This is a genomic window from Desulfotomaculum sp., from assembly GCF_982386235.1.
Genome location: NZ_CEVWQM010000017.1, coordinates 39,941 through 64,833 on the forward strand (window position 1 = coordinate 39,941; position 24,893 = coordinate 64,833).

The following is a 24,893-nucleotide window of genomic DNA, read 5'->3' on the forward strand; positions in this document are numbered from 1 at the left end:
ACCCATATTCGTTTCCTATGACCTGGTCGCATACCGCGAATGGCTGACGATCTAAAATCTCCCTTTTCAGGGGAAAAAATCGATTGGTTATTCATTAACCTACCTTTGATACACGCTACTGTCCTTGACAAATATTTTTTCATTTGCTAAATTTTTATTTAGAATTAGCACTCATCGTCGTCGAGTGCTAACACCTATATGGGTAGGCTGGGAGGGTGAGCCGACGTGAAAATGGATGAACGAAAACAACAGATTCTGTTGGCCATCATTAAAGACTATGTCAACACAGCAGAGCCAGTAGGATCAAGAACGATATCCCGTAAATACAAGTTAGGCGTTAGCCCTGCCACCATTCGCAATGAGATGTCAGACCTAGAGGAGATGGGCTATATCGAACAACCCCATACTTCAGCTGGTCGCATACCATCCAACCTGGGTTATCGCTACTACGTGGACTGCTTAATGCAACGGGAACAGCTTAGTGAAGAAGAAGAAGGAACCATTCGGCGTGGCTATCAAAATAAAGTGCGGGAAGTGGGGGAAATCCTCAATCGTACCGGTAGAATGGTAGCGCAGCTGACCCATTATACAGCCTTGGTTCAGATGCCGAACTTTGGCAGAAGTGCCTATAGGCATGTGCAAATCGTACTAATGGCACCGACTCAGGCAATCTTAATTGTGGTGATGGATACCGGTGCTGTGCATCATCAAATGATGACAGTATCCGAAAACATTACCCAGCAAGATCTTGACCAAATTTCCAGTGTTCTCAACGCGAAGCTACAGGGCAAGACGATGGACAGTATTCGACTGAATCTGATTAAGGAAATTTACTTTGAACTGTCTAAACATCGTAGTATTTTAGACCTGGCCATCGAACTAATGCAGGACGGGATTACCCCTGTCAAAGAGGATAAAATCTACCTTGAAGGGGTATTCAATATTCTAAATCAACCGGAATTCCATAATGTTGAGAGGGTAAAGGTACTTCTTTCCTTACTGGAACAGGAAAATTTGCTCAAGGACATCCTTGACTACCCTAAGGACAGTCAAGGAATCACCATTAAGATTGGCAAAGAAAATAATCGCCAAGAAATTCAGGATTGCAGCATGGTAACTGCCACTTATCAAGTGGGGGATAAAATACTAGGAACCATCGGTGTACTGGGACCCACCAGGATGGATTATGCCAGGGTGGTCACAGTGGTTGACTGTATGTCCCGTAATCTATCCAAAACACTGGATCGTATTCTGAAGGGACAGGGTTGATGAAGTTAAGGAGGAACCGTTTCTGTGAGTCTTAAACAACAGGCAAACCAAGGTGCCGAAGTCAATGAAAAATTGGCCGCTCTTATGACCAATGCCAATGCTGTGAGAGCCATTGCCGCAGCTGTAGAAGGAACCCTGGGACCAAAGGGGTTAGACACGATGTTGGTGGATAAATTTGGCGAAGTGGTCATTACCAACGATGGCGTTACCATTTTAACCATGATGGAGGCCAATCATCCTGCTGCCCGGATGGTGATTAATATTGCTAAATCCCAGCAGGAAGAGATAGGGGATGGCACCACCACTGCCACAGTGATGGCAGGGGCCTTAGTCAGTGTTGGGGTCGATCAGGTGATCAAGGGAGTTCCGGTGTCCCGGGTTATCGAGGGTATCCGCTCAGGTGTTCGCCGGGCCTTGGAGGCGATGCAGCAACAGGCAGTGCCCTTGGAGGATGTTCATCATCCCTGGCTCAAACAAGTAGCCCTGGTGGCGGGTAGGGAGCACCAAGACATTGCAGATCTGGTGGTGCAGGCTGCCCGTTTAATTGGTAAAGAAAAACTAATTGATAGAAACTTTAAGCTTTCGGATACGATTATATCCCAGGAAGGGGCCAATAATCAGGTTTTCATGGGTGTCATTATCAATAAAGAAACCATGAGCAAACAAATGCCCCGCCAATTAAAGGAACTAAAAATCCTGGTCATTGATGATGCACTGGAACCGGAGGGAATTGAGGATGAGGCCCTCAGTACCGAGTCGGGTTTTGCTCGTTATTTGGCGTTGCAAGAAGAATTCCGTGCCAATCTGCAAAAGATTATTGACCTTGGCGTGGGTCTGGTGTTGGTGGACCGTGGCGTAGATGATAACGTCGAAGAGGTGTTTACCGATGCCGGGGTGATGGTGGTACAAAGGGTTCTCAACAAGGAACTGCGTCGGGCAGCGGAACATACCGGGGCGCGCATTATCAAAAAAACCAGTCTTAAAAAAGATATTACGGAGTTGGCTAAATATCTAGGCCGGGCCGACGAAGTTTTGGTAGATGAAAAATTAGAACAGGTCTGGATTTTAGAAGGCAAAGGCAAACCAATGGCCACGGTTTTAGTGGGAGCTGCCACGGAGGAAGTGGTGGGTGAAAGGGAACGAATTGCTAAGGATGCTGCCAGCTCCGTACAAGCCGCCATTAAAGGTGGGGTGGTTCCTGGAGGCGGAGCTTTGGAATTGGCTGTCTCCCGGGAAGTAGAAAAAACCCGGGAAAGTACCAGGGGCATGACTGCCTATGGCATCAGTTGTGTGGCCGAAACCCTGCGCCGTCCCATGACTCAAATTGTAGCGAATGCCGGTTTCAACCCCCTGGAGAAACTGGGGGATGTCCTGGCAGCCCAGGCAGAGCAAGGTAAGATTTCCCTGGGGGTAGATTGCGACAGCGGGGAGCTTGCAGATATGTATGACTTGGGTGTCATCGACCCGGCCCTGGTAAAAATCCATGCCCTTAAAGCTGCCGGCGAGATAGCCGAAGCCATCCTGCGTATTGATACAATTATAAAAATGAAGGATTATAAACCTGCCACAGAAATTGGCGGGCAGGGAACATAATAAAGAAGGTGATACAGTGACCGAGGAGCAAATGATGAACGGTCAAGAAACGGCAACAGAGGCTGAGGCATACCAAAGCAATAAAACGGGAGAGTCCACCACCGGTGCTGCTGCAGTTAATCTGCCTAATGATCCAGAGGAGTTAAAAAAAATGCTGCTGGAAAAGACGGAGGAAGCTGAACAAAGCTACAACAGAGCCCTCCGACTGCAGGCAGATTATGAAAACCTGCGCCGTCGCACTCGCCAGGAGCGGGAAGAACTAATAAAATTTGGTTCTGAACAACTTATTACCGGATTACTGCCAGTCCTGGATAACTTTGAAAGGGCGATGGCATCTGCCGGTGATGGCGGTGAGGGCTTTGTCAGTGGTGTGGAAATGATCTTCCGTCAACTCAATGAAGTTCTGGCTGGGGAGGGCTTAGCAGTAATTCCGGCCCAGGGTGAGCAATTTGACCCGAATATTCACGAAGCCATGCTGCAGGCGGAGGATACCGGGGAACCGGAAAACACCGTAGTGGAAGAACTCCGCAAAGGCTATTATCTAAAGGGAAAGGTTATTCGTCCTTCGATGGTTAAGGTGGCGAAATCATAGCCAGGTATTCTCAATACTTACTTTGATATAAATTTTTTCTCAGGAGGTAAAAACAATGGGAAAAGTAATTGGTATTGACTTAGGAACAACAAACTCCTGTGTTGCCGTGATGGAAGGCGGCGAAGCAGTTGTTATTCCAAACGCGGAGGGTGCTAGAACCACCCCCTCAGTGGTAGGTTTCTCCAAAACCGGAGAAAGATTGGTGGGTCAGGTTGCCAAACGTCAGGCTGTCAGCAACACCGATCGCACCATTCAATCCATTAAACGCCACATGGGTACCAATCACAAGGTAACTGTGGATGGTAAAGAATATTCACCCCAGGAAATTTCTGCCATGATCCTTGGCAAACTCAAGGCCGATGCCGAAGCTTATTTAGGTGAGTCAGTGGCTCAGGCTGTTATTACTGTACCGGCTTATTTCAGTGACGCCCAGCGTCAAGCAACCAAAGACGCTGGTAAAATTGCCGGTCTGGAAGTTCTGCGTATTATTAACGAACCCACCGCAGCAGCCTTAGCCTATGGTTTGGATAAAGAAGAAGACCAAACCATCCTGGTTTTTGACCTTGGCGGCGGTACCTTTGACGTATCTATTTTGGAATTAGGCGACGGAGTCTTTGAAGTAAAGGCCACCAGCGGTAATAACCGTTTGGGTGGTGATGACTTTGACCAACGTGTTATTGATTATCTAGTGGCTGAGTTCAAGAAAGAAACGGCTGTTGATTTAGCCAAAGATAAAATGGCCCTGCAGCGTTTAAAAGAAGCTGCTGAAAAGGCTAAGATTGAGCTGTCCGGTGTGGTTAACACCAATGTCAACCTGCCCTTTATCTCCGTTGGTGCCGAGGGTCCTTTGCACCTGGATGTTAATATCAGCAGAGCAAAGTTTGATGAATTAACCGCAGACCTGGTGGAAAAAACAATGGGACCCACCCGTCAGGCTTTAGCTGATTCTGGTTTGCAGCCAAATGAAATTAATAAAATTTTGTTAGTGGGCGGTTCCTCCCGTATTCCCGCTGTACAGGAAGCCATCCGTAAATTCCTGGGTAAAGAACCTCACAAGGGGATCAACCCGGATGAGTGTGTGGCCCTAGGTGCTGCCATCCAGGCCGGAGTTTTGTCCGGTGAAGTGAAGGATGTTCTGCTGCTGGATGTAACGCCTCTGTCCTTGGGTATTGAAACACTGGGTGGTGTATTCACTAAACTTATTGACCGCAATACCACCATCCCAACGTCCAAGAGCCAGATCTTCTCCACGGCAGCGGATAACCAGCCTTCTGTAGAAATTCATGTATTGCAGGGTGAACGTCAGATGGCTGCAGACAACAAGACCTTGGGTAGGTTCCAACTAACCGGCATTCCTCCAGCACCCCGTGGTGTACCACAAATTGAAGTTAGATTTGATATCGATGTGAATGGCATTGTTTCTGTATCGGCCAAGGATATGGGGACCGGCACAGTCCAGAGCATTTCTATCACCGGCGGTACAGGTGGATTATCGGACGATGAAATTAACAGAATGGTCAATGACGCCGAAAAATTTGCTGAAGAGGATAAAAAACGTAAAGAAGCAGTGGAAGTTAAAAACCAGGCAGACAGCATGATTTACCAGGCAGAAAAGACCATTAAAGATCTGGGAGATAAGGCAGAAAAAGATAAGGTAGAGGCACTGCAAAAAGCCATTGAGGAACTACGCACAGCGATGACTGGTAATGACACGGATTTAATCAAGAATAAGCTGGAAGAACTAACCAAACCTCTGCACGAGTTAACGGCTGCCATGTACCAGCAACAGCAGGCCCAGCAAGACCCTGCCCAGGGTGGTTGTGCTGACGGAGGCTGCGGCACCCAGGCTGAAAAGGATCATGTTGTGGATGCCGACTATGAAGTAAAGGATGACAATAAGCAGTAAGATAACATATACTATAGAGTGTTAATTACAGGGGAATCTCGATTCCCCTGTAATTATGAATGTAAGGTGGTGAATCATGGCTAAGCGAGATTATTACGAGGTGCTGGGCGTTAACAAGGGTGCCTCTGCGGAAGAAATAAAGAAATCTTACCGTAAGCTGGCCCGGCAGTACCACCCAGATGCCTACCAGGGCGATAAAGCAGAGGCTGAAGCAAAGTTTAAAGAGATTGCGGAGGCCTATGCCGTACTAAGCGATAATGAAAAACGAGCGGCCTATGACCAATTTGGTCATGCTGCCACCGATGGTCAAGGCTTTGGTGCCGGTGGTTTTGGCGACTTCGGTGGAATTAATGATATCTTTGATATGTTTTTTGGCGGCATGGGCAGGCAGCGTAATGGCCCACAAAAGGGCAGTGATTTACGCTTTAACATGGAAATTTCCTTTAAAGAAGCTGCCTTTGGTATAGAAAGAGATATTCAGATTCCCCGTACCGAAAACTGCGATACCTGTGACGGTTCCGGTGCTGCACCGGGAAGCAATCCCAAAACCTGTGGGACCTGCCATGGCTCAGGACAAGTACAATATGCCTCCAACACTCCCTTTGGTCGGATTGTTCAGAGCCGAACCTGTGATCGGTGTCACGGTTCTGGAAAAATAGTTGAAAAACCCTGCCCCACTTGCCGGGGTGCCGGTCAAATCAGAAGGACCAAAAATATTCATGTGAAAATTCCTGCGGGTGTTGATGAAGGTTCTCGTCTGCGGCTTGCCGGCGAGGGTGAGTCAGGACTCAGGGGTGGCCCACCGGGGGATCTTTACGTCTATATCATGGTGCGGCCTGATAAATTCTTTCGCCGGGAAGGCAACGAAGTTGTCTGCGATATGGAATTGACCTTTGCTCAGGCAGCCCTGGGCGATACCATCGAAGTCCCCACCTTGGACGGCACCGCTGACTTAAAAATTCCTGAGGGGACACAAACAGGGACCATTTTCCGCATTAAAGGAAAGGGTATCCCCTACCTAAACGGCAGCGGTAGAGGCGACCAACATGTCCGTGTCAGGATCGTTACCCCCACCAGGCTGAATGAAAAACAAAAGGAACTGCTCAGAGAATTTTCCCAAACAAGCGGTGAAAAAGCACTCAAAGGCACAGAAAAGAATATTTTTGAAAAAGTGAAGGATGTTTTTAAATAGCCGTCAGCCAGCCGCTTTTTGGTCTTTGCTGGCAGCAAGGAGTTTGCGACAGTGGGGACGGTTCCCGCTGTCGCATTCGCTGTTAGTTTTAGTTAGGGTACATGGGCCTGGGGCTTTTTGTGTATTCCGGCCAGGATTCCTGGCTACCCTATAGAAATACCCTAGTCCAAAAGCGGAAGGCTGATGGCTAAATCCGGCGAATGCGGCTGCATCATTACATAGACTAAGCTACAATTCGTGTAAGGTAGGTGAAACTCCCATTGAACTGGTTGGAAATCTCTGTCCATGTGCCCCATGAGGGGATTGACATGGTAAGTAATATATTTGATGATTTGGGTGCTGGTGGGGTTGTTATTGAGGATCCCGCCTTAATTAACCAATACATTGAGGCCAATATATGGGACCATTATGAATTTGCCCCAGAGGTTCTTAACCGACCGATGCCCATTGTCAAGGCCTACCTGCCCGAAGGACCTGACTTAGAGAATAAACTGGCGCTTTTACAGGAGCTTTTAATTGCTCTGCCTTTACCCACAGTGCCTGTCTTCGAGAGCCATGAAGTGGCAGAAGAGGATTGGGCCACGGCCTGGATGAAATATTATAAACCAGTGGAAATTGGCAATAAATTAGCAGTTAAGCCCAGTTGGGAAGATTATACCCCAGAGCAACCAAGAATTGTTCTGGAAATGGACCCAGGCATGGCCTTTGGCTGCGGCAACCATCCCACCACCACCATGTGCATGGAATACCTGGAAGGAATTGTTCAGGGCGGAGAAACAGCGGCCGATGTGGGAACCGGTACAGGCATTCTTGCCATCACAGCGGCTAAGCTGGGAGCTGCCAAGGTTTTGGCAGTGGACCTGGATGAAGTGGCTGTTAAGGTGGCCAGAGAAAACATAGAAAGAAACAGAGTGGCTGATACAGTCGAAGTTTTCCATGGCAATTTACTGGACAAAATAAATAGTAAGGTTGATATTGTAATTGCCAATATCGTGGCCAATGTCATTATTTTGTTGGCACCCGATGTACTGCGCATCTTAAAGACGGGTGGTTATTTCATTATCTCCGGTATTATTCAGTTCCGTGCCGAGGAAGTTCGTGAGAAATTAGAACAAATCGGTTTTAGGATAATAGAACGGAAAGAAGACGGGGAATGGGTTGCCTATCTTTGTGTTTTGGAGGGATAATATTGCCCCGATTTTTTGTCCAACCGGAACAAATTAACAGCGACACAGCCCTGATCAAGGGACCCGATGTAAAACATATCAGCCGGGTTCTGCGCATGGCTGTGGGAGACTCCCTGACCCTTTTAGATGGCCGAGGGAATGTTTACCTGGCTGAGATTGTTGAGATTAACAAAGAAGAAGTCCAATGCGAAATCCTTGAGCAGCAGGCTGCCAACTCTGAACCAAAGGTTCAAGTAACACTGGTACAGGGTTTACCCAAAGGGGACAAAATGGAAACAATTATTCAAAAATGTACCGAATTGGGAGTAAGCCGGGTCATTCCCCTGGCCGCGGCACGTTCTGTTGTCAAATTAGATGCCAATAAAGCAGCAGATAGGCAGCAACGTTGGCAGAGAGTGGCCATGGAAGCAGCTAAACAATGCCGCCGGGCGGGTATACCAGAGGTACATAGAGTAAGTGACTGGGACACCATTTTAGCAAAGCTTCCCCCGGATGCACTGGTGTTAATGCCCTGGGAGGCTGAAAAGAGTCAATCCCTGGGAGAGATTCTCCGGCAAAAAACAGTAGCCCCCCCGGAGGTGTATATTTTTATTGGTCCCGAAGGGGGCTTCGAGGATGACGAAGCCCAGCGGTTAAAAGACAAGGGATATCATCTTGTTACCCTGGGCAACCGCATCTTGCGTACTGAAACAGCGGGCCCCGCAGCCCTAACAATGGTTCTGTACCAATATGGTGAGCTGGGCTAAGGAGGTTTCCGATATGGCTAAATCTGCTGCCATCTATACCCTTGGGTGTAAGGTAAATCAGTATGAATCCTCTGCCATTGCAGATTTATTTCGGCAAGGGGCTTACGAAATTGTTGATTTCGAAGAACAGGCGGATGTTTATGTGATCAATACCTGCACCGTGACCCATCTGGGGGATCGTAAATCCAGGCAAATTATCCGCCGGGCCGCCAAACAAAATCCGGAGGCCGTCATTGCCGTCACTGGTTGCTATGCCCAAACCTCCCCCGGAGAGGTATTGGAAATTCCCGGTGTTGACCTGGTGATCGGCACAAAGGATAAAAGCAAAATTGTGCACTTGGTGGAGGCCTACGCCAGGGGCAAAGGTCCTGTCAATGCCGTCGAGGATATCATGGGCACCGATTGTTTTGAAGAACTTCCTGTTCCCACAGAGCAGGGTAAAACCAGGGCCTTTTTAAAAATTCAAGAAGGCTGCAATAGCTTTTGCGCCTACTGTATTATTCCCTATGCCAGGGGGCCTGTGCGTAGTCGATTGCCGGAAAATGTTATAAGTTCTGCAGCAGCACTCATTGAGCAGGGCTTTAAAGAAATTGTTTTAACCGGTATTCACATTGGTGCCTATGGTCAAGATTTTGCAGACAAGCAGATCGATCTGGCCTGGTTGGTGGAACATCTGGCAAAATTGCCTGGTCTCCTCCGGTTGCGTCTGGGTTCTGTGGAACCACACGATATAAATGATGCCCTGATCAACTCAGTGGCAGAGAACCCCAATGTTTGCCGGCACCTACATATACCGCTGCAAAGTGGTGATGACGAGGTTTTAGTCCGGATGAGAAGACGCTATAACTCGAAGCAATTTATGGACTTGATTGATAAAATTCACCAGAGAATGAAGGGTATCTCCATCACCAGCGATGTCATAGTTGGTTTTCCCGGAGAAACCGAAGGAAATTTTGCAAACACCTTGAAAACCGTTGAACAGTCAGGTTTTGCCGGTGTTCATGTCTTTAAATACTCCCCGCGCAAGGGGACTGTGGCTGCTGAAATGACGGATCAGGTTGAGCCACAGGAAAAAGAAGAACGCAGCAAAAGACTGATTGAATTAGGTAATCATTTGGCAAGTAAATTTGCCCAGGGCCAGGTGGGCAAAAAAATTACAGTGTTGGTGGAACAACCTCACGAAAAAAATCATAGTCTTTGGGAAGGTCATACCGATACTTATCTCAAGGTTATTTTCCCCGGTGATGAAAGTCTACGGGGGGAACTGATCGAGGTACAAATTGAAGCTGTTGAGGAATCTGTCTTAAAAGGCAGAATTATTTAAGACATTTGCAGGATATTATAATAGGTGTGTTGAATAATATTTTCGGTAAGACTATCAATGAATATTTTTATTATCTGTGGGGGGAGGTGCTTGCTCGTTGCAAGAGTGCATTTTCTGTAAAATTATAACCGGAGAAATACCCTCCCAGGTTGTGTATCAAGATGATAAGGTATTTGCCTTTAGAGATATTGCTCCTGCCACTCCTGTTCATGTCCTGGTTATTCCTAAAAAACATATATCCTCTCTGGATGATGTAGGTATGGAAGATGCAGACTTAATGGGACATATCCTATTAACCACCGCCAAATTAGCTAAAGAATTAGGATTAGCTAAGGGTTATCGACTGGTTGCCAATTGTGGCGAAGAGGGGGGCCAGACGGTACATCATCTTCATTTTCATCTCTTGGGTGGACGACAAATGCAATGGCCTCCGGGCTAAAATGATTGACTAGAGCTGGATGTCGCGTTATAATTAAGTGGTATTGTATTTTTTACATAGCCTTTTCCACACATAATTTGATTAGACTAGATTAAGGTTTATGGTTTGGCGGAGGGAGGGAAATTGAGTGGCGGAAATTAGAGTCGGCAAGAACGAGACACTGGACAGTGCCCTCCGGCGCTTTAAGCGGTCCTGTCAAAAGGCTGGCGTTTTGGCTGAGGCACGCAAACACGAGCATTACGAAAAACCCAGTGTGAAAAGAAAGAAAAAATCCGAAGCAGCTCGTAAACGTAAAAGCTTTAAATAATTAGCTTCAAAAAAATGCTTGGCATTCATCTATGCCAAGCATTTTTTTACAATATAGGCCTTGGGCCATTGGCCTTGAGCCATTTTATGGTTTACGACCCACGTAGTGCAAAATAAGTTTTTCCAATAGTATGGTATAATAATTTTAGTCGTAGTATTTTGACCATAAGCAGTGGGTCTTGGGCTTTTTATGGATGTGTCTTAAGCACGTGGCCCACAGCCCAGTTTGAGAGGGGTGATAAAATGCTTTTTTATTTGGCAACGATGTCTGGTTGGTTAGCTGCCCTTGCTTTGGTTCTGGGAATTTTGGCTCTAATCATCGAAATATTTTTTGTGCCGGGTTTTGGTGTGGCTGGTGTGATCGGGGTTGTTTTGCTGGGATGGGGTGTACTGCTGCTTTCAGTGGATATCTTTCATGCCACCCAGGCACTAACCCTGGCTTTGATCGTCACAGCGTTGGTTCTTGTGGGGGGCATATGGCTGGCCACAAAGTTTAATTTTTGGCGTAAGGTTACCCTGGATAACCGCCAAAATCGGGAAGAGGGCTATCTGGCCCCCAACCTTGAGATGGAAAAACTATTGGGTCAGCGGGGGGTGGCTGCTACACCCTTACGTCCAGCCGGTTCAGCACTCATAGAAGGGCTGAAGGTAGATGTGGTAACCGAGGGCGAATTCATCCCGCCGGGGACACAAGTCATTGTCGTCAAGGTGGAAGGAACCAGGGTGGTTGTAAAGGCATTGGCTTAGGGCTTTTAGGGGATAGCCTTCTGGGTTGGCCATGTGCATGTGCCATAGGCCTTTTGTGCATGTTATAAGTAAGGGCTTTAGCTTAGAGGACCATGCCATTTTTCAGGGTAGTTCCCCATGCCGTCGTTGGCGGCACCAGCGGGAGATGCTTCTGTCATCCTGAGCGATAGCAACGGATTTTGGCACAAGCCGGTCAGTGAAAGAAAGATCCTTCCTTCGCTACCGCTCAGGATGACATAGAGGATGGTTTAAAGCCCATGGCCCAAGGCTAGACCCAAGGCAATACAGTATAAGCACGAAGGAGGTATTTCATGTCGATTAGTCTAGGTGGTCTTTCTTTTTTAGTCATGGTTGTATTAATTGCTGTTATGGTTGTTGTGGTATTAAGTTTTATCCCGGTGGGCCTGTGGATTTCAGCATTGGCAGCGGGGGTAAAGGTGGGGATTTTCACCCTGGTGGGTATGAGATTACGCCGGGTGCCACCGGCTCAGATTGTCAATCCTTTGATTAAAGCAGATAAAGCAGGACTGGCTATCAGTGTAAACCAACTGGAGGCCCATTATTTGGCCGGCGGCAATGTGGATCGGGTTATTGATGCCTTGATTGCGGCAGAACGGGCCAATATCCCGCTGCTTTTTGAAAGGGCTGCGGCCATTGATTTGGCTGGTAGAAACGTGCTGGAAGCAGTACAAATGAGTGTTAACCCCAAGGTAATTGAAACACCTGTGATCAGTGCTGTGGCCAAGGATGGTATTGAGCTAAAGGCGATGGCCAGAGTAACTGTTAGGGCCAATATCGACCGGCTAGTGGGTGGTGCTGGTGAGGAAACCGTCATTGCCCGGGTTGGTGAGGGGGTTGTCACCAGTGTAGGTAGTTCGGAGACCCATAAAATTGTGCTGGAAAACCCAGACAGCATCTCCAAAACCGTTCTTTCCAAGGGTCTGGATGCCGGAACAGCCTTTGAAATTCTGTCCATTGATATTGCCGATGTGGATATTGGCAGAAACATTGGTGCACAGTTGCAGACAGACCAGGCCGAAGCAGATAAAAACATTGCCCAGGCCAAGGCTGAGGAACGCCGGGCGATGGCTGTGGCCCAAGAGCAAGAAATGAAGGCCAGGGTACAAGAGATGAGAGCGAAGGTTGTGGAAGCCGAAGCCGAGGTGCCCAAGGCCATGGCAGATGCCTTCCGTTCAGGACGTTTAGGTGTTATGGATTACTACAACATGCAAAATATAATGGCTGATACGAAAATGAGAGATTCTATATCTGGTAATGGGCAGGACAAAGAGAAAGGGAAGAAGTTAGAGTAAGGGGTGTGAAGTTTCAATGAATTCATTAATACTCCTTTTCATTTTTTGGGTCATCATCAGTGTTCTTTCCGGCAATAAGAAGAAACAAAGGCACCTGCCCCCCGTGGAGCAAGAAACTTCAACCTACCGTTTGCCCCCGGACCTTAGGGGCAAATGGGGGCCTAGGTCTGAAGAAATAGAGCATTATGAATCACCCGTCGAAGAGATAAGAGAACCTCAATGGGTAGAACCGGTGATCATGGACCAAAAAACCAATCCGCCGGAAATGCGCCAAAAACTAAAACCTCTGGTGGATAAAGCGTCTTCTAACAAGCAATTGTCCTCTGCCCCTGTTCAAATGGAGGAGGATAACTTTATGGAGGGCAATTTAACCCCTGCCATGGTGAAAAACGGCATCATCTTATCCGAAATTCTTGGTCCCCCTGTGGCCCGACGCAGGGGAAGATCTTACCAATAATTAGTAATGTTCCCCCTCTGGGCTGCATAAACATAAGCCAAGGAGGGGGGATTTTTTATGTCCTTTAAAGACTTTCAACGTAAATTCAAGAAACAATTCTCTGATTTTTTCGAAATACCCAGTGATGTCATGCTTGATTTACCGAAAATTGTTTTGGTAGGTCACTTACAAGTGTTTATTGAAAACCATAGGGGTATTGTGGAATACACCTCGGAAAAGGTTCGTATTATGGTGGGGGATGGCGAGGTTGGTATTGACGGCAAAAATCTCATGCTGCGCAACATTAAAACAGACGAAATATGTGTGGAAGGACAAATCAAAGGCCTAACCCTATTGGAACCAGGGGAGGTGTGGTAATGGTTCTGCTGCGCTTATTTTCTTTTTTAATGGGACATGTATCCCTTATCGTACGAGGAGAGTTTCTAGAAAAATTTGTTAACATGGCTGCCAGCAGGGGTATCTTTTTATGGGATATTACCCGTGTTGGTGAGAACAAGGTGCGGGTAAAAGTACGTATCTCTGATATTCGCCCCCTGAGACACATCGCCCGGGCTACCCAGAGTGGTTTTTCCATTATTGAGCGCCGGGGTTTTCCCTTTGTGCTAAACCGCCTCAAAAGACGGAAACTACTGGTTATCGGAGGCTTAGGATTTCTTGTAACCCTTTATTTTCTATCCTCCTTTGTTTGGTTTATCAATGTTACCGGCAACGAAAAGTTATCCGATGCAGAAATAAAAAAAATTGCCGCAGAGGTTGGCCTAACGCCCGGTACGGCCAAATGGGACTTGGATGCAAAACAAATTGAAAAGACCATTCGAGAAAAAAACCCGTCAGTGGCGTGGGCTGGTGTGTATGTCAGGGGAACCCGGGTGGTCATAGAGATTGCCGAAAGAAAACTAGTCACTGAGACGCCCAGCACAGGTCCGGCTCATATTGTGGCCGGGAAGGCAGGCTTAATTAGAGAAGTATTGGTTTTAAACGGCCAAGCCTTGGTTAAGGATGGTGATACCGTATTACCCGGCACCATCTTAATAAGCGGGGAAATTAAAGAGGAAATAAAACCAGAACCTTCCAACCAACCCTTGGCGGAGGGAGAGGAACCATTGGAACCCCGGTATATCAGCCGTTATATCCAGGCCAAGGGCTTTGTGCGGGCCAGGGTCTGGTATGAAGGATATGGGGAATGTCCCCTGAATGAAATAGTGGAAAAAATGTCAGGTAATCAAAAAACCTCAATTTGTATTAATTTCGGGACGAAGGAAATAATCATAGCAGGGCCCCATCGAGCACCTTACCAATACTATGAGATGCAGGAGTCTGTTAAAAGTCTTCCTAAATGGAGGAATATTAAATTTCCCGTCGAAATTAGAACTGTGCACTATTTGGAGAAAATAAAAGAAAGAATCATGCATGGTCAAGATGGTGCTAAAAAGATTGCAGAAGAAAAAGCTTTAGCGGACATTCAAAAAAAGCTACCCAAGGACCCCAAAATTGCTGAGCGCAGGCTCGAATTGGTTAATACCGGCAGAACTGAAGATATCATCCGCGTTAAAGCCTTTGTTGAAGCCATCGAAGAAATTGGAGTTTTGACACCCTTCAAAGCACCCGAGGAGGAAAAAGTTTGGCCGAACGTACAGAATTAAAGATTGTTATTGATGACAATGAAGCAGCGGTAGAAATTTTAGGGAAACAAGATGAAAATTTAAATCTAATTGAACAAAGCTTGGAAATCCGCGTAGTGGCCAGAGGAGAGGAAGTAACCCTCATTGGTCCGGCGACCCAGGTTGAACAAGGTAAAGAAGTCTTTGCACAGTTGTTAGAGTATTATGGGGCTGGCAATCGTATTGGCAGGCACGAAGTAAATTATGCCTTAAGGGCAGTAAAAGCCGGGGTTAAAGATGCTTTAACCCATTTAGCCAGAGATGTCGTTTTAGTCACGGCCAGGGGTAAACAAGTAAAACCCAAGACCCTGGGGCAAAAGGATTACATCCAAAATATAAGAAAAAATGATATTGTCTTTGCCATCGGTCCTGCTGGAAGTGGTAAAACCTATTTGGCAGTGGCCATGGCTGTAAATGCCCTAAGGAAAAAGGAAGTAAATCGTCTGATTTTAACTCGACCAGCTGTAGAGGCCGGAGAGAAACTGGGCTTTTTACCAGGCGATTTACAGGAGAAGATCGATCCATACCTAAGACCGCTCTACGACAGCTTATATGATATTTTAGGCTTGGACCATACACAAAAGTACCTTGAGCGAAATATCATTGAAATAGCACCTTTAGCCTACATGAGGGGTAGGACGCTGGAAGATGCCTTTATTATTTTGGATGAAGCGCAAAATACAACACCCGAGCAAATGAAAATGTTTTTAACCAGGATGGGTTTTGGCTCCAAGGCAATCATTACTGGAGATATAACCCAGGTGGACCTTCCCAAGGGACAGAGTTCCGGACTTGTGGATGCCAAAAACATATTGGAAGGAATCAAGGGTATCGCCTTTCAATGGATGACCGCTACCGATATTGTCCGCCATCCCTTGGTGATGGAAATAATCCGGGCTTACGAACAGCAGGCTGAGTAGTAAGACAGGCCTTTACCGTGGGCCAGGGAGTGATTGCACATGTTTTTATTAAAACGAATTGGGGGAGGCCTCATCAAAGGTCTTAAATATCTTTTCAAAAACAGTTCATTTAAACGCTACATTGCAGCAGGTTTATTTTTTATTTTCTTTACCATGCTGGTTTCCTTTGAGTTTGTTCCTCAAAAGGTTAATTTACAAGTTGGACAAATATCTCCTTCTACAATATATGCACCGAGGGCTGTGGTCTACATTGATCAGCAAAAAACTGCCGAAGAACGCAGAAAAGCCATGGAAAAGGTGCCAAAGGTACCGGAAATTGATGAGGGTGTTACGGCAACCGTCCGTAAAGATATGAATGATGTACTAAAACAAGTTAAAGAGATTCAGGCGGATGGAAACATAGAGAAGGATGAAAAGACCTTACGACTTAAATCAGCAATACCCTTCACCCTATCTGAATCTGTACTTGAACAATTGGCTTTGGGTAATCCCACCAGTACCGATCAACTGACTGCCGGCATTACATCCATCCTTTCTGAAATGCTGAATCAGGGAGAGGGTATCACAGCGGCTCAATTGGCGGAGGCAAAGGAAAGTGCTGGGGAAAGACTAGCTGCCAAACAATTTGCCGAGCCTTATCGTTTACTGGGACAAGGCTTGGTTAAACAATTTTTACGGGCCAATGCCTATTTTGATGAAGAAAAATATCGGTTGCTCCAACAGGAAGCCGCCGAGAGTGTACCCCCTGTGAGAGTGAACATTCAGTATAAAGAAAGAATCCTTACCCAGGGAGACGTCGTAACAGAGGATCATATCGTAAAACTGCAGGCATTAGGCTTATCCAGGCCACAGCACAGCTTTACCACCATCGTGGGCACTGGGTTACTGGTTGCTTTGCTGATGGTTCTGGTCCTGTGGTACACGTATATTCACAATAAAGATATTTTTAATAAAGGTTGTTTTTTAAACCTCATTGGCATTGTCGCCTTGCTTACGCTTGTGGTTTCAAGAGCCGTTATGTCTATTAACATCAATCAATGGCCAGAATTTAGTGCTTTATTTGGCTATCTGGCACCCATTGCGGCGGCGGGTATGTTAATCACCATTCTCCTAGATTCTCGTTTGGCAATGCTAGTGGTAATGTGCTTGGCTTTGCTGTTGGGCTTTATGTCCGGCAATCTGTCTCATTTTGCCTTGGTCAGCTTTGTCGGTGGTGTCACGGGTGTGTATAGTGTTTCCAAGCTAAGCCAAAGGGGAGACCTGGTGCGGGCGGGGATTTATGTTGGGGCAGCTAGTATTTTCGTTATTGCGGTGGTTGGTCTAATCTCTGGACTTCCCTGGTACCTGATAATCACCTCTGCCCTTTCTCTGGGTATTGCCAATGGTTTATTATCCTCCATTTTGACGAATGGAGCCTTGCCCTATCTGGAAACCAGCTTTGGCATTACCTCATCCGTTCGCTTGCTGGAGCTTGCCAATCCCAGTAACCCATTGCTGAAAAAGCTGATGTTAGAGGCCCCGGGAACCTATCACCACAGCATTCTGGTAGGCAATCTAGCCGAAGCTGCTGCGGAAAGTGTCGGGGCAGATCCTTTGGTTGTAAGGGTAGGTGCCTATTATCATGATATAGGTAAAGTTAAGAGACCTTATTTCTTTATTGAAAACCAGCTGGGTTGCGATAATCCACATGACAAAATAGCACCCACGTTAAGCACTTTAATCCTAACCTCACATGTCAAAGATGGGGTGGAAATGGCTCGGGAAAATAAATTACCACCGGTTATCACGGATATTGTTGAACAACATCATGGCAAAAGTTTGGTTAGTTTCTTTTACCACAAGGCCATGGAGGGAGATCGTGCAGAATCCATTAAAGAAGAGGATTTCCGCTACGAAGGACCAAAGCCAAGAACCAAAGAAGCTGCCATTGTTATGCTGGCAGATAACATTGAGGCTGCGGTTCGCTCCTTGCAAAATCCTACGGCTGGCAGGGTAGAGGGTCTTGTGCGGAAAATTATTAAGGATCGACTACTGGATGGACAACTGGACGAATGCAATTTGACATTTAAGGATTTAGATGCCATTGCCAATACCTTCCTGCGGGTACTCTCAGGTATTTTCCATAACCGAATTGAGTATCCTGACATGAAACAGGAGATGGAAAGGAGAAAAACCCGTGGCGGTTCTCGTAAATAATTTACAGGAAGAAATAACCGTAGCAGACGAACTACTTCAGCTGGTAGAAGCCGTAGTGAAGGAAAGCCTGAAGTCTGAGGAATATGACACGGATGCAGAAGTTGGACTGATCTTTGTGGATGACAATTATATCCGTAGTTTAAATGCAGAATATAGAGGGATTGATAAACCCACAGATGTTTTATCCTTCGCCTTAAACGAAGGAGAGGACATGCCTGAGGACGAGGAAGCAGAAGACCTACTGGGGGATATCATCATTTCCCTCCCCACGGCCCAGCGTCAGGCCGAGGAATATGGTCATTCCTTTGCCCGGGAAGTGGCCTATTTAACAGCCCATGGCTCTTTACACCTATTGGGCTATGATCATATGACCGAAGAGGACAGGCAGGTCATGCGGCAGAAGGAAGAAGCCATCATGCATCGCCTGAACATCCCAAGGTAGTCTTTTTTAGGCATCGGTTTTTTTTAGCTAGGCCGGAGGTCGGAATTTTCATCAATGGTTTGTGACTGGATTATTGGGTTTATATAATGTGTTGATTATGAAAGGTAAACTATGCGTTTCCTGAAAAATTTTGGTTATGCCCTGGCTGGTATCGGACATGCCATAAAGACCCAAAGAAATATGAAGGTTCACCTGGTTGCCACCATCTTGGTGGTAACAGTGGGCCTTTTTTTGCGTATATCCAAACAGGAATGGGTAGATATTTGCTTTGCCATTTTTTTAGTATTGGCAGCTGAATGTATCAACACAGCCATCGAAGCGGTCGTAAACCTAACCTCCCCCCAAAAGCACCCCCTAGCCAAAATAGCCAAAGACTGCGCCGCCGGAGCAGTGCTGCTGCTGGCCCTGAATTCGGTGGTTGTAGCATACTTGATTCTGTGGCCGAAGGTTGTCTTGCTGCTTTAAGCCATCAGCCAGCCGTTTTTAGGCGATGGCTAGACCTGAACGTAGTGCAGTATAAGCAAGGAGGATTGTTTAAATGACCTTTACAGCGGAGAAACTGATAGATATAGCCAAAGAAGCCAGAGAAAAGGCCTATGTGCCCTATTCCAAATTCAAAGTCGGGGCGGCCCTGCTTACAAAAGAGGGAAAGATTTTTACCGGCTGCAACATTGAAAATGCATCCTACGGACTTACCTGCTGTGCCGAACGCACAGCCATCTTTAAAGCCGTATCAGAGGGCCACAAAGAATTTATCACCCTAGCAGTCATTGCCGATGTCCCCACCGTCTGCAGCCCCTGCGGAGCCTGCCGACAGGTTATGGCGGAGTTTAATGGGGAGATGAAAGTGCATCTGGCGAACCTGCAAGGGCAGTATAAGACGGTAACAGTCAGTGAATTGTTACCTGGATATTTTAGTGCAGAGGATATGGAAGCTTAAGGGAGGAAAAACAATGCTCAATACACCCGAAGGATATCGCTCGGGTTTTGTGGCCCTGGTGGGCCGGCCTAATGTGGGAAAATCTACGTTATTAAATAAACTGGTTGGTCAAAAGGTAGCCATCATGTCCGACAAACCCCAGACCACCCGACATAAAATTCACTCCGTACTGAGTAGAAATGAGGCCCAGATTGTATTTTTAGACACCCCTGGTATCCACAAACCCAGGCACAAACTTGGTGAGTACATGGTGGATGTAGCCTTGGGGGCATTAAAGGAAGTAGATGCGGTGCTTTTTCTAGTGGAGGCGAATGAAGCACCGGGACCAGGAGATCAATATATTGCTGAGCAACTAAAGGGGGTAAAAACCCCGGTATTTCTAATGCTTAATAAAATAGACCTGATGCAAAAGGAACAGGTGCTGGAAAGAATCATACAATATAAAGACCTATTGCCCTTTGCCGAGGTTATCCCTGTATCAGCCATGGCGGGAGACAATGTAAACCGCTTAATCGAAACCATCATTAAGTATCTGCCCGAAGGTCCCCAGTATTACCCGGCGGACATGATTACCGATCGTCCTGAACGGTTTATTATGGCAGAAATTATTCGGGAAAAGGTACTGCACCTGACCAGCGAAGAAATTCCCCATTCCGTTGCAGTGGTGGTGGAACAAATCCAGGAGCGCAATAATGGCGTCGTCGCGGTGAATGCTATCATCTACACCGAGCGAGACTCCCAAAAGGCTATTTTAATCGGTAAGGGCGGCAACATGCTCAAAGAAGTAGGTCGCCGTGCCAGAGTAGAGATTGAAAACCTCTTGGGTTCCAAGGTGTTTCTGGAATTATGGGTTAAGGTAAAAAAGGATTGGCGTAATAAAATGACCGATATAAGGAATTTTGGCTTTACCCAAGAAGACTAGGTGCTCTGGGCCATGAGCCGGCATTGGCGATTGTGAACGGCACCATCAAAGAATGGCATAACGGATGGCTTAAAGCCCATGACCCAAGGCCAATTTGTTGCCCTGGAAAGGTAGATCCATGAAAACGTATAAAATCGATGCCATTGTACTAAAGTCCCGAGACATGCGGGAAGCGGATAAAATTTTAACGGTTTACTCCATACAAAGGGGTAAGCAAAGAATTGTTGCCCATGGTGCGGCTAAACCAAATAGTCGTAAGAGGGGGGCTGTGCAGCCCTTTTGTTTTTCTGAGTTTATGCTGCATCGGGGTAGGGAATTGGATTCCATCAGCCAGGCAGAACTCCGGGAAGGGTTTACGGAGCTTAGGCTGGACCTAGATCGCATAACCGCCGCAGCCTATGCAGCAGAATTAATGGATGGATTTACTGCTGAAGGGGAACCGAACCCAAGTATCTTTAGCCTTTTTTACAGCACGCTGCACCTAATTGCAGTTGGTTATCAGTCAGTCATGATTCTTCGGGCCTTTGAGGCAAAGCTGCTGGGTTATTCCGGATTGCAGCCGGAGTTAAACCGCTGCGGTGCTTGTGATACTGAGATTCGGGATACCAAGGTTTTTTTTGGTCCCCAGCAGGGGGGACTACTGTGCCAGGAATGCGCTGGGTTAGAAAAAAAAGCCTTAAAATTCAGCAGAGGAACCATCGAAATATTAAAAACCCTCTACCGTTGGGAGTTAACCAAATTACATCAGTTAAAAGTACCCACAGCTTTACAACAGGAACTCAACACCCTTATGCGGACCTATATTGAATATCACCTGGAAAAAAGATTAAAAACAACAGAATTTATGGATCGGCTGCATAAAACCAACCTGTACGGGGGTACAAATATATAATACAAAGGATTATGGGGAGGTATCATGCAGTGACCAGTGAACTGGAAAAGATTGACCTTCTTCGAGCCCGGCTGGGTGTTAGCTACAAGGAAGCAAAGGATGCCCTGGACATGGCTGGCGGCGATGTTGTTGAGGCCTTAATCAAACTGGAAGAAAAAAATAGGCAATGGAATGAAAAACTGCACGGTAAAGGCAACGAATTTATGGGCCAATTTAAAACCCTTATTGAGAAGGGACAAAAGACCAAGGTTAAGGTTAAGAAGGATGATAATACAGTGGTAGAATTCCCAGCTACCATTGGTGCTTTAGGTGTGCTTGGGGCCATGGCCAGTACTCCCATATTAATTGTGGGTGCCTTGGGAACCATCGCGGGCCTAGCCAATAACTATCGCTTGGAGTTTCAGGATGAAAAAGATAAGTGGGAACCAGACGTAGAAGTTCCTGAAGACAACTACAAGGAAAATAGCCCAAGACACTAAAACTATTGACAAAAACTTAGCATTTTGATAGATTTTTGGTTACAATTGAAAATTATGCGATGAGGAAAAAAGTATGCGAATGCTTGTTTGCAGCGAGCCGGAGTGGTGAAAGCCGGTAACAAAGGTCGTATATGGGGGTTTCTGAGCAGCAGGGGGAAAGCCACTACAAGGGTGAGTAAATCCTGCAAACAATTAAGGTGGGCTGTTTATCAGCCAAACAGGGTGGAACCGCGGGAAATGCTCCCGTCCCTGACATTATGTCAGGGACGGGAGTTTTTATTTTTTTCTAAAAAAGGAGGCAAAAAACAGTGAATTTCCAGGAACTCATACTGACCCTAAATAAATTCTGGTCAGAACAAAACTGTATTATTCAACAACCCTATGACATTGAAAAGGGTGCTGGTACCATGAACCCGGCTACCTTTCTCAGGGCTTTAGGCCCAGAACCCTGGCGGGTGGCCTATGTGGAGCCTTCACGCCGTCCCACCGATGGCCGTTATGGGGAAAACCCCAATCGCTTGCAGCATTACTTCCAATACCAGGTTATCCTAAAACCTTCCCCGGATGATGTGATTCCTGTTTATTTGGATTCATTGCGGGCCATTGGCATTGATCCGGACCAGCATGATATTCGCTTTGTGGAGGACAACTGGGAATCCCCCACCTTGGGTGCCTGGGGTTTGGGTTGGGAAGTGTGGCTGGATGGCATGGAAGTAACCCAATTTACCTACTTCCAACAGTGTGGCGGCATTGATTGCCACCCGGTTTGTGCTGAAATCACCTATGGTTTGGAAAGACTGGCCATGTTTATTCAGAAAAAGGACAGTGTTTACGATATCCTTTGGGTGGGTGATATCACCTACGGAGACGTTTACCACCAGAACGAAGTGGAACAATCGGGTTATAACTTTGAAGTGGCCAACACCGAAATGCTTTTTGACCTGTTTGATATGTATGAAGCAGAGGCCAACCGCATTCTGGAAAAGAACCTGGTGCTCCCTGCCTATGACTACGTTTTAAAATGTTCTCATACCTTTAACTTATTAGATGCCAGGGGTGCCATCAGTGTTTCTGAACGACAGGGCTTTATTGCCAGGGTACGCCAGATGGCCAGGGCCTGTGCCCATGCCTATGTGGAGCAGCGTGAAAAACTAGGATATCCTCTGTTAAAGAAAGGGGGCAATATTAATGGCTAAGGACTTCTTATTGGAAGTTGGGATTGAAGAAATGCCAGCCCGCTTTTTGGGTCCGGCGTTAACGCAACTCAAAGAAATTACGGTCAAGACCTTGCAAGAACAAAGAATAACCTATACAGATATCCAAACCTATGGTACCCCAAGGCGTTTGGTTCTTTTCGTAAAAGATTTGGCCGAAGGCCAGGCGGCCTTAGAGAAAGAAGTGAAAGGTCCTGCCAAAAAGGCCGCTTATGATGTTGAGGGTAACCCTACCAAGGCCATCTTAGGCTTTACCAAATCCCAGGGGGTGACCCTGGAAGATCTAGTGATCCGCAACATCGGACAAGTTGAATATCTTTATGCCATGAAGCGGGAAGAGGGTCGTCCCACCGCTCAGGTGCTGTCGGAAATCTGCCCGAATCTGATAACCGGACTACATTTCCCTAAACCCATGCGCTGGGGGCAATTGGAACTTCGTTTTGCCCGTCCCATCCGTTGGCTGCTGGCCCTCTATGGTGCTGACGTGGTGCCCTTTGGCTTGGCCAATCTAAAATCTGACCGAGTTACCTATGGTCATCGCTTTTTGGCCACAGGGGAACTGTCCATCACCAATCCCGAGGATTACTTTAGCAAACTCCGGGCTGCTTATGTTCTCATCGATCCCGTCGAACGTAAAGAAATCATCTGGCAGCAGGTGCAGGAATTGGCCGCCCAAGAAGGCGGTGTAGTGGAAAAGGACGAAGATTTGCTGGACGAAATTACCAACATTATTGAGTGGCCCACAGCCCTTTGTGGTGCCTTTGATCCAGACTTTTTAAAATTGCCCGGGGCAGTTCTAGTTACCCCCATGCGGGAGCATCAACGTTATTTTCCTGTAATTAGCATAGAAGGAAAACTTTTAAATAAATTTATTGCAGTAAGAAACGGCACCACAGCATATATAGAAATTGTTACAGCTGGTAACGAAAAGGTATTGCGTGCTCGTCTGGCTGATGCTGCCTTCTTCTTTGCAGAAGATCTAAAGCAACCCCTGGCTGACAAAGTAAATGGTTTGAAAAAAGTCGTCTTCATGGAGGGGCTAGGCTCCATCGCTGATAAAGTGGATCGCATTGGTGCCTTAGCAGACCACCTGGCAGAGGCACTGGGTACGGATGAGGCCCAAAGGGAAGGTATCCAACGGGGTGCGTTATTGGCTAAAGCGGACTTAGTCACCAACATGGTCTACGAATTTCCAGAACTACAGGGCGAAATGGGACGCGAATATGCCCTACGCAACGGAGAGGCACCAGAGGTTGCCGAAGCAATTTTTGAACATTACCTGCCCCGTTTTGCCGGAGATATCCTACCGGAATCCCTTTCTGGTAATGTGCTGAGTTTAGCCGATAAAATGGATACGATTGTTGGCTGTTTTGCCATGGGCATCCAACCCACTGGCTCCCAAGATCCCTATGCCTTGCGTCGTCAGGCACTGGGCATATGCCACATCTTAATTGAAGGAAAAATTCACTTATCCTTGAAGGAACTGATTCAATGGGCATATCAGGGATATCAAGAAGCAGTTGAACTTAAATCAGACTTAGCCCAGGTAACTCCAGAAATTGAAGAATTCTTTAAACAAAGACTCAAGGGTATTCTCAGTGACAGGGGATTGTCTTACGATACCATCGATGCCGTACTGACCGTTGGTTTTGATGACCTTGCAGATGTGGTGGACAGAGGAGTGGCAGTTGCTTCCTTCCGCGAATTGCCTGCTTTTGGTGCCCTTATGACAGCCTTCAACCGTGCCAATAACCTGGCCAAACACGCAACCACTACACAAATTGAAGCGGTTCACCTGGAGCATCCGGCAGAACAGGAACTTTCTAAACTCCTAATAAACTTAGAAAATGAAGTGAAGCCACTGTTAGCCCAAAGGGATTATGCCGGAGCTTTACAAAAAATTGCCACAATCCAAAGGCCCCTGGATACATTCTTTGAAAGTGTGATGGTGATGGCAGAAAACGAAGCAGTAAAAACCAATAGACTAGCCCTTCTGAAAAAGCTTGTGCAGCTTAGCATGAGTGTGGCTGATTTCAGCAAAATTGTGGTTGAATCAAAGTGATATAAAAAATATAAAAAATTTTTTTGGAAAAGTAGGATTTAATGGGGGAAATATAGTATATTATAGTCAGAGATTACTCCTTAATTAGTATGTC

The 24,893-nt window shown here is 46.6% G+C and carries 25 protein-coding genes; all 25 read left to right on the plus strand.

The window, feature by feature from the left end:
- Positions 1-225 precede the first annotated feature (225 nt).
- The 25 genes from hrcA to glyS all read left to right on the plus strand — a co-directional run bounded on the left by hrcA (position 226) and on the right by glyS (position 24,799).
- Complete coding sequence (hrcA, locus tag AC1U9Z_RS11245; protein ID WP_333529443.1) at positions 226-1,269, plus strand: heat-inducible transcriptional repressor HrcA; 1,044 nt, start codon at positions 226-228, stop codon at positions 1,267-1,269.
- Between the two features lie 24 nt (positions 1,270-1,293).
- Positions 1,294-2,862, plus strand: a complete 1,569-nt coding sequence (locus AC1U9Z_RS11250) for a TCP-1/cpn60 chaperonin family protein (protein ID WP_479957447.1) — start codon at positions 1,294-1,296, stop codon at positions 2,860-2,862.
- A 16-nt stretch (positions 2,863-2,878) separates the two neighbouring features.
- Positions 2,879-3,454 carry a nucleotide exchange factor GrpE gene (gene grpE / locus AC1U9Z_RS11255; RefSeq protein WP_479957448.1) on the plus strand — a complete coding sequence of 192 codons (576 nt, stop codon included), beginning with the start codon at positions 2,879-2,881 and terminating at the stop codon, positions 3,452-3,454.
- A 55-nt stretch (positions 3,455-3,509) separates the two neighbouring features.
- Positions 3,510-5,360 (plus strand): molecular chaperone DnaK, encoded by a 1,851-nt coding sequence (gene dnaK / locus AC1U9Z_RS11260; protein WP_479957449.1) that lies wholly within the window; start codon positions 3,510-3,512, stop codon positions 5,358-5,360.
- 76 nt (positions 5,361-5,436) lie between these two features.
- On the plus strand, positions 5,437-6,552 hold the full coding sequence (gene dnaJ / locus AC1U9Z_RS11265; protein WP_333529447.1) for a molecular chaperone DnaJ: 1,116 nt from the start codon (positions 5,437-5,439) through the stop codon (positions 6,550-6,552).
- A gap of 260 nt (positions 6,553-6,812) precedes the next feature.
- The gene (gene prmA, locus AC1U9Z_RS11270; protein WP_479957450.1) at positions 6,813-7,739 is read left to right on the plus strand and encodes a 50S ribosomal protein L11 methyltransferase; all 927 of its coding nucleotides are present in this window, start codon (positions 6,813-6,815) and stop codon (positions 7,737-7,739) included.
- A gap of 2 nt (positions 7,740-7,741) precedes the next feature.
- Entirely contained in the window at positions 7,742-8,485 is a 744-nt protein-coding gene (locus tag AC1U9Z_RS11275; RefSeq protein WP_479957451.1) for a 16S rRNA (uracil(1498)-N(3))-methyltransferase, read from the plus strand.
- Between the two features lie 13 nt (positions 8,486-8,498).
- Entirely contained in the window at positions 8,499-9,809 is a 1,311-nt protein-coding gene (gene mtaB, locus AC1U9Z_RS11280) for a tRNA (N(6)-L-threonylcarbamoyladenosine(37)-C(2))-methylthiotransferase MtaB (protein WP_479957452.1), read from the plus strand.
- Positions 9,810-9,906: 97 nt separating this feature from the next.
- Positions 9,907-10,248, plus strand: coding sequence for a histidine triad nucleotide-binding protein (locus AC1U9Z_RS11285; protein WP_333529451.1), 342 nt, complete (start codon positions 9,907-9,909; stop codon positions 10,246-10,248).
- Positions 10,249-10,375: 127 nt separating this feature from the next.
- Entirely contained in the window at positions 10,376-10,555 is a 180-nt protein-coding gene (gene rpsU, locus AC1U9Z_RS11290) for a 30S ribosomal protein S21 (RefSeq protein ID WP_333529452.1), read from the plus strand.
- Positions 10,556-10,797: 242 nt separating this feature from the next.
- Positions 10,798-11,301 carry an NfeD family protein gene (locus AC1U9Z_RS11295; RefSeq protein ID WP_333529453.1) on the plus strand — a complete coding sequence of 168 codons (504 nt, stop codon included), beginning with the start codon at positions 10,798-10,800 and terminating at the stop codon, positions 11,299-11,301.
- A 311-nt stretch (positions 11,302-11,612) separates the two neighbouring features.
- A complete protein-coding gene (floA, locus tag AC1U9Z_RS11300) occupies positions 11,613-12,614 on the plus strand; it encodes a flotillin-like protein FloA (RefSeq protein WP_333529454.1) in 1,002 nt (333 codons plus the stop codon).
- Positions 12,615-12,630: 16 nt separating this feature from the next.
- Positions 12,631-13,071 carry a hypothetical protein gene (locus AC1U9Z_RS11305; RefSeq protein WP_479957453.1) on the plus strand — a complete coding sequence of 147 codons (441 nt, stop codon included), beginning with the start codon at positions 12,631-12,633 and terminating at the stop codon, positions 13,069-13,071.
- Between the two features lie 57 nt (positions 13,072-13,128).
- On the plus strand, positions 13,129-13,428 hold the full coding sequence (yqfC, locus tag AC1U9Z_RS11310) for a sporulation protein YqfC (RefSeq protein WP_333529456.1): 300 nt from the start codon (positions 13,129-13,131) through the stop codon (positions 13,426-13,428).
- Positions 13,428-14,714, plus strand: a complete 1,287-nt coding sequence (gene yqfD, locus AC1U9Z_RS11315; RefSeq protein WP_479957454.1) for a sporulation protein YqfD — start codon at positions 13,428-13,430, stop codon at positions 14,712-14,714. Before yqfC ends, yqfD begins: the two co-directional genes overlap by 1 nt.
- Entirely contained in the window at positions 14,693-15,652 is a 960-nt protein-coding gene (locus AC1U9Z_RS11320) for a PhoH family protein (RefSeq protein ID WP_479957455.1), read from the plus strand. Before yqfD ends, AC1U9Z_RS11320 begins: the two co-directional genes overlap by 22 nt.
- A 39-nt stretch (positions 15,653-15,691) precedes the next feature.
- Positions 15,692-17,848, plus strand: coding sequence for an HD family phosphohydrolase (locus AC1U9Z_RS11325; protein ID WP_479957456.1), 2,157 nt, complete (start codon positions 15,692-15,694; stop codon positions 17,846-17,848).
- The gene (gene ybeY / locus AC1U9Z_RS11330; RefSeq protein ID WP_479957457.1) at positions 17,829-18,290 is read left to right on the plus strand and encodes an rRNA maturation RNase YbeY; all 462 of its coding nucleotides are present in this window, start codon (positions 17,829-17,831) and stop codon (positions 18,288-18,290) included. The genes AC1U9Z_RS11325 and ybeY overlap by 20 nt, the downstream gene beginning before the upstream one ends.
- 111 nt (positions 18,291-18,401) lie before the next feature.
- Positions 18,402-18,755, plus strand: a complete 354-nt coding sequence (locus tag AC1U9Z_RS11335; protein WP_479957458.1) for a diacylglycerol kinase — start codon at positions 18,402-18,404, stop codon at positions 18,753-18,755.
- A 73-nt stretch (positions 18,756-18,828) separates the two neighbouring features.
- Positions 18,829-19,230, plus strand: a complete 402-nt coding sequence (locus AC1U9Z_RS11340; RefSeq protein WP_333529462.1) for a cytidine deaminase — start codon at positions 18,829-18,831, stop codon at positions 19,228-19,230.
- A gap of 13 nt (positions 19,231-19,243) precedes the next feature.
- A complete protein-coding gene (gene era, locus AC1U9Z_RS11345) occupies positions 19,244-20,152 on the plus strand; it encodes a GTPase Era (RefSeq protein WP_479957459.1) in 909 nt (302 codons plus the stop codon).
- A gap of 118 nt (positions 20,153-20,270) precedes the next feature.
- Positions 20,271-21,044, plus strand: a complete 774-nt coding sequence (gene recO / locus AC1U9Z_RS11350) for a DNA repair protein RecO (RefSeq protein WP_479957460.1) — start codon at positions 20,271-20,273, stop codon at positions 21,042-21,044.
- Between the two features lie 29 nt (positions 21,045-21,073).
- On the plus strand, positions 21,074-21,523 hold the full coding sequence (locus AC1U9Z_RS11355; protein ID WP_333529465.1) for a DUF4342 domain-containing protein: 450 nt from the start codon (positions 21,074-21,076) through the stop codon (positions 21,521-21,523).
- Between the two features lie 308 nt (positions 21,524-21,831).
- Complete coding sequence (glyQ, locus tag AC1U9Z_RS11360; RefSeq protein ID WP_479957461.1) at positions 21,832-22,719, plus strand: glycine--tRNA ligase subunit alpha; 888 nt, start codon at positions 21,832-21,834, stop codon at positions 22,717-22,719.
- On the plus strand, positions 22,712-24,799 hold the full coding sequence (gene glyS, locus AC1U9Z_RS11365; RefSeq protein WP_479957462.1) for a glycine--tRNA ligase subunit beta: 2,088 nt from the start codon (positions 22,712-22,714) through the stop codon (positions 24,797-24,799). The genes glyQ and glyS overlap by 8 nt, the downstream gene beginning before the upstream one ends.
- Positions 24,800-24,893: the final 94 nt, after the last annotated feature.

Coding starts and splice junctions, on each gene's coding strand:
- AC1U9Z_RS11295 (WP_333529453.1), top strand. CDS start 10,798: ATGCTTTTTTATTTGGCAACGATGTCTGGTTGGTTAGCTGCCCTTGCT.
- dnaK (WP_479957449.1), top strand. CDS start 3,510: ATGGGAAAAGTAATTGGTATTGACTTAGGAACAACAAACTCCTGTGTT.
- era (WP_479957459.1), top strand. CDS start 19,244: ATGCTCAATACACCCGAAGGATATCGCTCGGGTTTTGTGGCCCTGGTG.
- yqfD (WP_479957454.1), top strand. CDS start 13,428: ATGGTTCTGCTGCGCTTATTTTCTTTTTTAATGGGACATGTATCCCTT.
- AC1U9Z_RS11335 (WP_479957458.1), top strand. CDS start 18,402: ATGCGTTTCCTGAAAAATTTTGGTTATGCCCTGGCTGGTATCGGACAT.
- AC1U9Z_RS11340 (WP_333529462.1), top strand. CDS start 18,829: ATGACCTTTACAGCGGAGAAACTGATAGATATAGCCAAAGAAGCCAGA.
- recO (WP_479957460.1), top strand. CDS start 20,271: ATGAAAACGTATAAAATCGATGCCATTGTACTAAAGTCCCGAGACATG.
- AC1U9Z_RS11305 (WP_479957453.1), top strand. CDS start 12,631: ATGAATTCATTAATACTCCTTTTCATTTTTTGGGTCATCATCAGTGTT.
- AC1U9Z_RS11325 (WP_479957456.1), top strand. CDS start 15,692: ATGTTTTTATTAAAACGAATTGGGGGAGGCCTCATCAAAGGTCTTAAA.
- floA (WP_333529454.1), top strand. CDS start 11,613: ATGTCGATTAGTCTAGGTGGTCTTTCTTTTTTAGTCATGGTTGTATTA.
- glyS (WP_479957462.1), top strand. CDS start 22,712: ATGGCTAAGGACTTCTTATTGGAAGTTGGGATTGAAGAAATGCCAGCC.
- yqfC (WP_333529456.1), top strand. CDS start 13,129: ATGTCCTTTAAAGACTTTCAACGTAAATTCAAGAAACAATTCTCTGAT.
- dnaJ (WP_333529447.1), top strand. CDS start 5,437: ATGGCTAAGCGAGATTATTACGAGGTGCTGGGCGTTAACAAGGGTGCC.
- mtaB (WP_479957452.1), top strand. CDS start 8,499: ATGGCTAAATCTGCTGCCATCTATACCCTTGGGTGTAAGGTAAATCAG.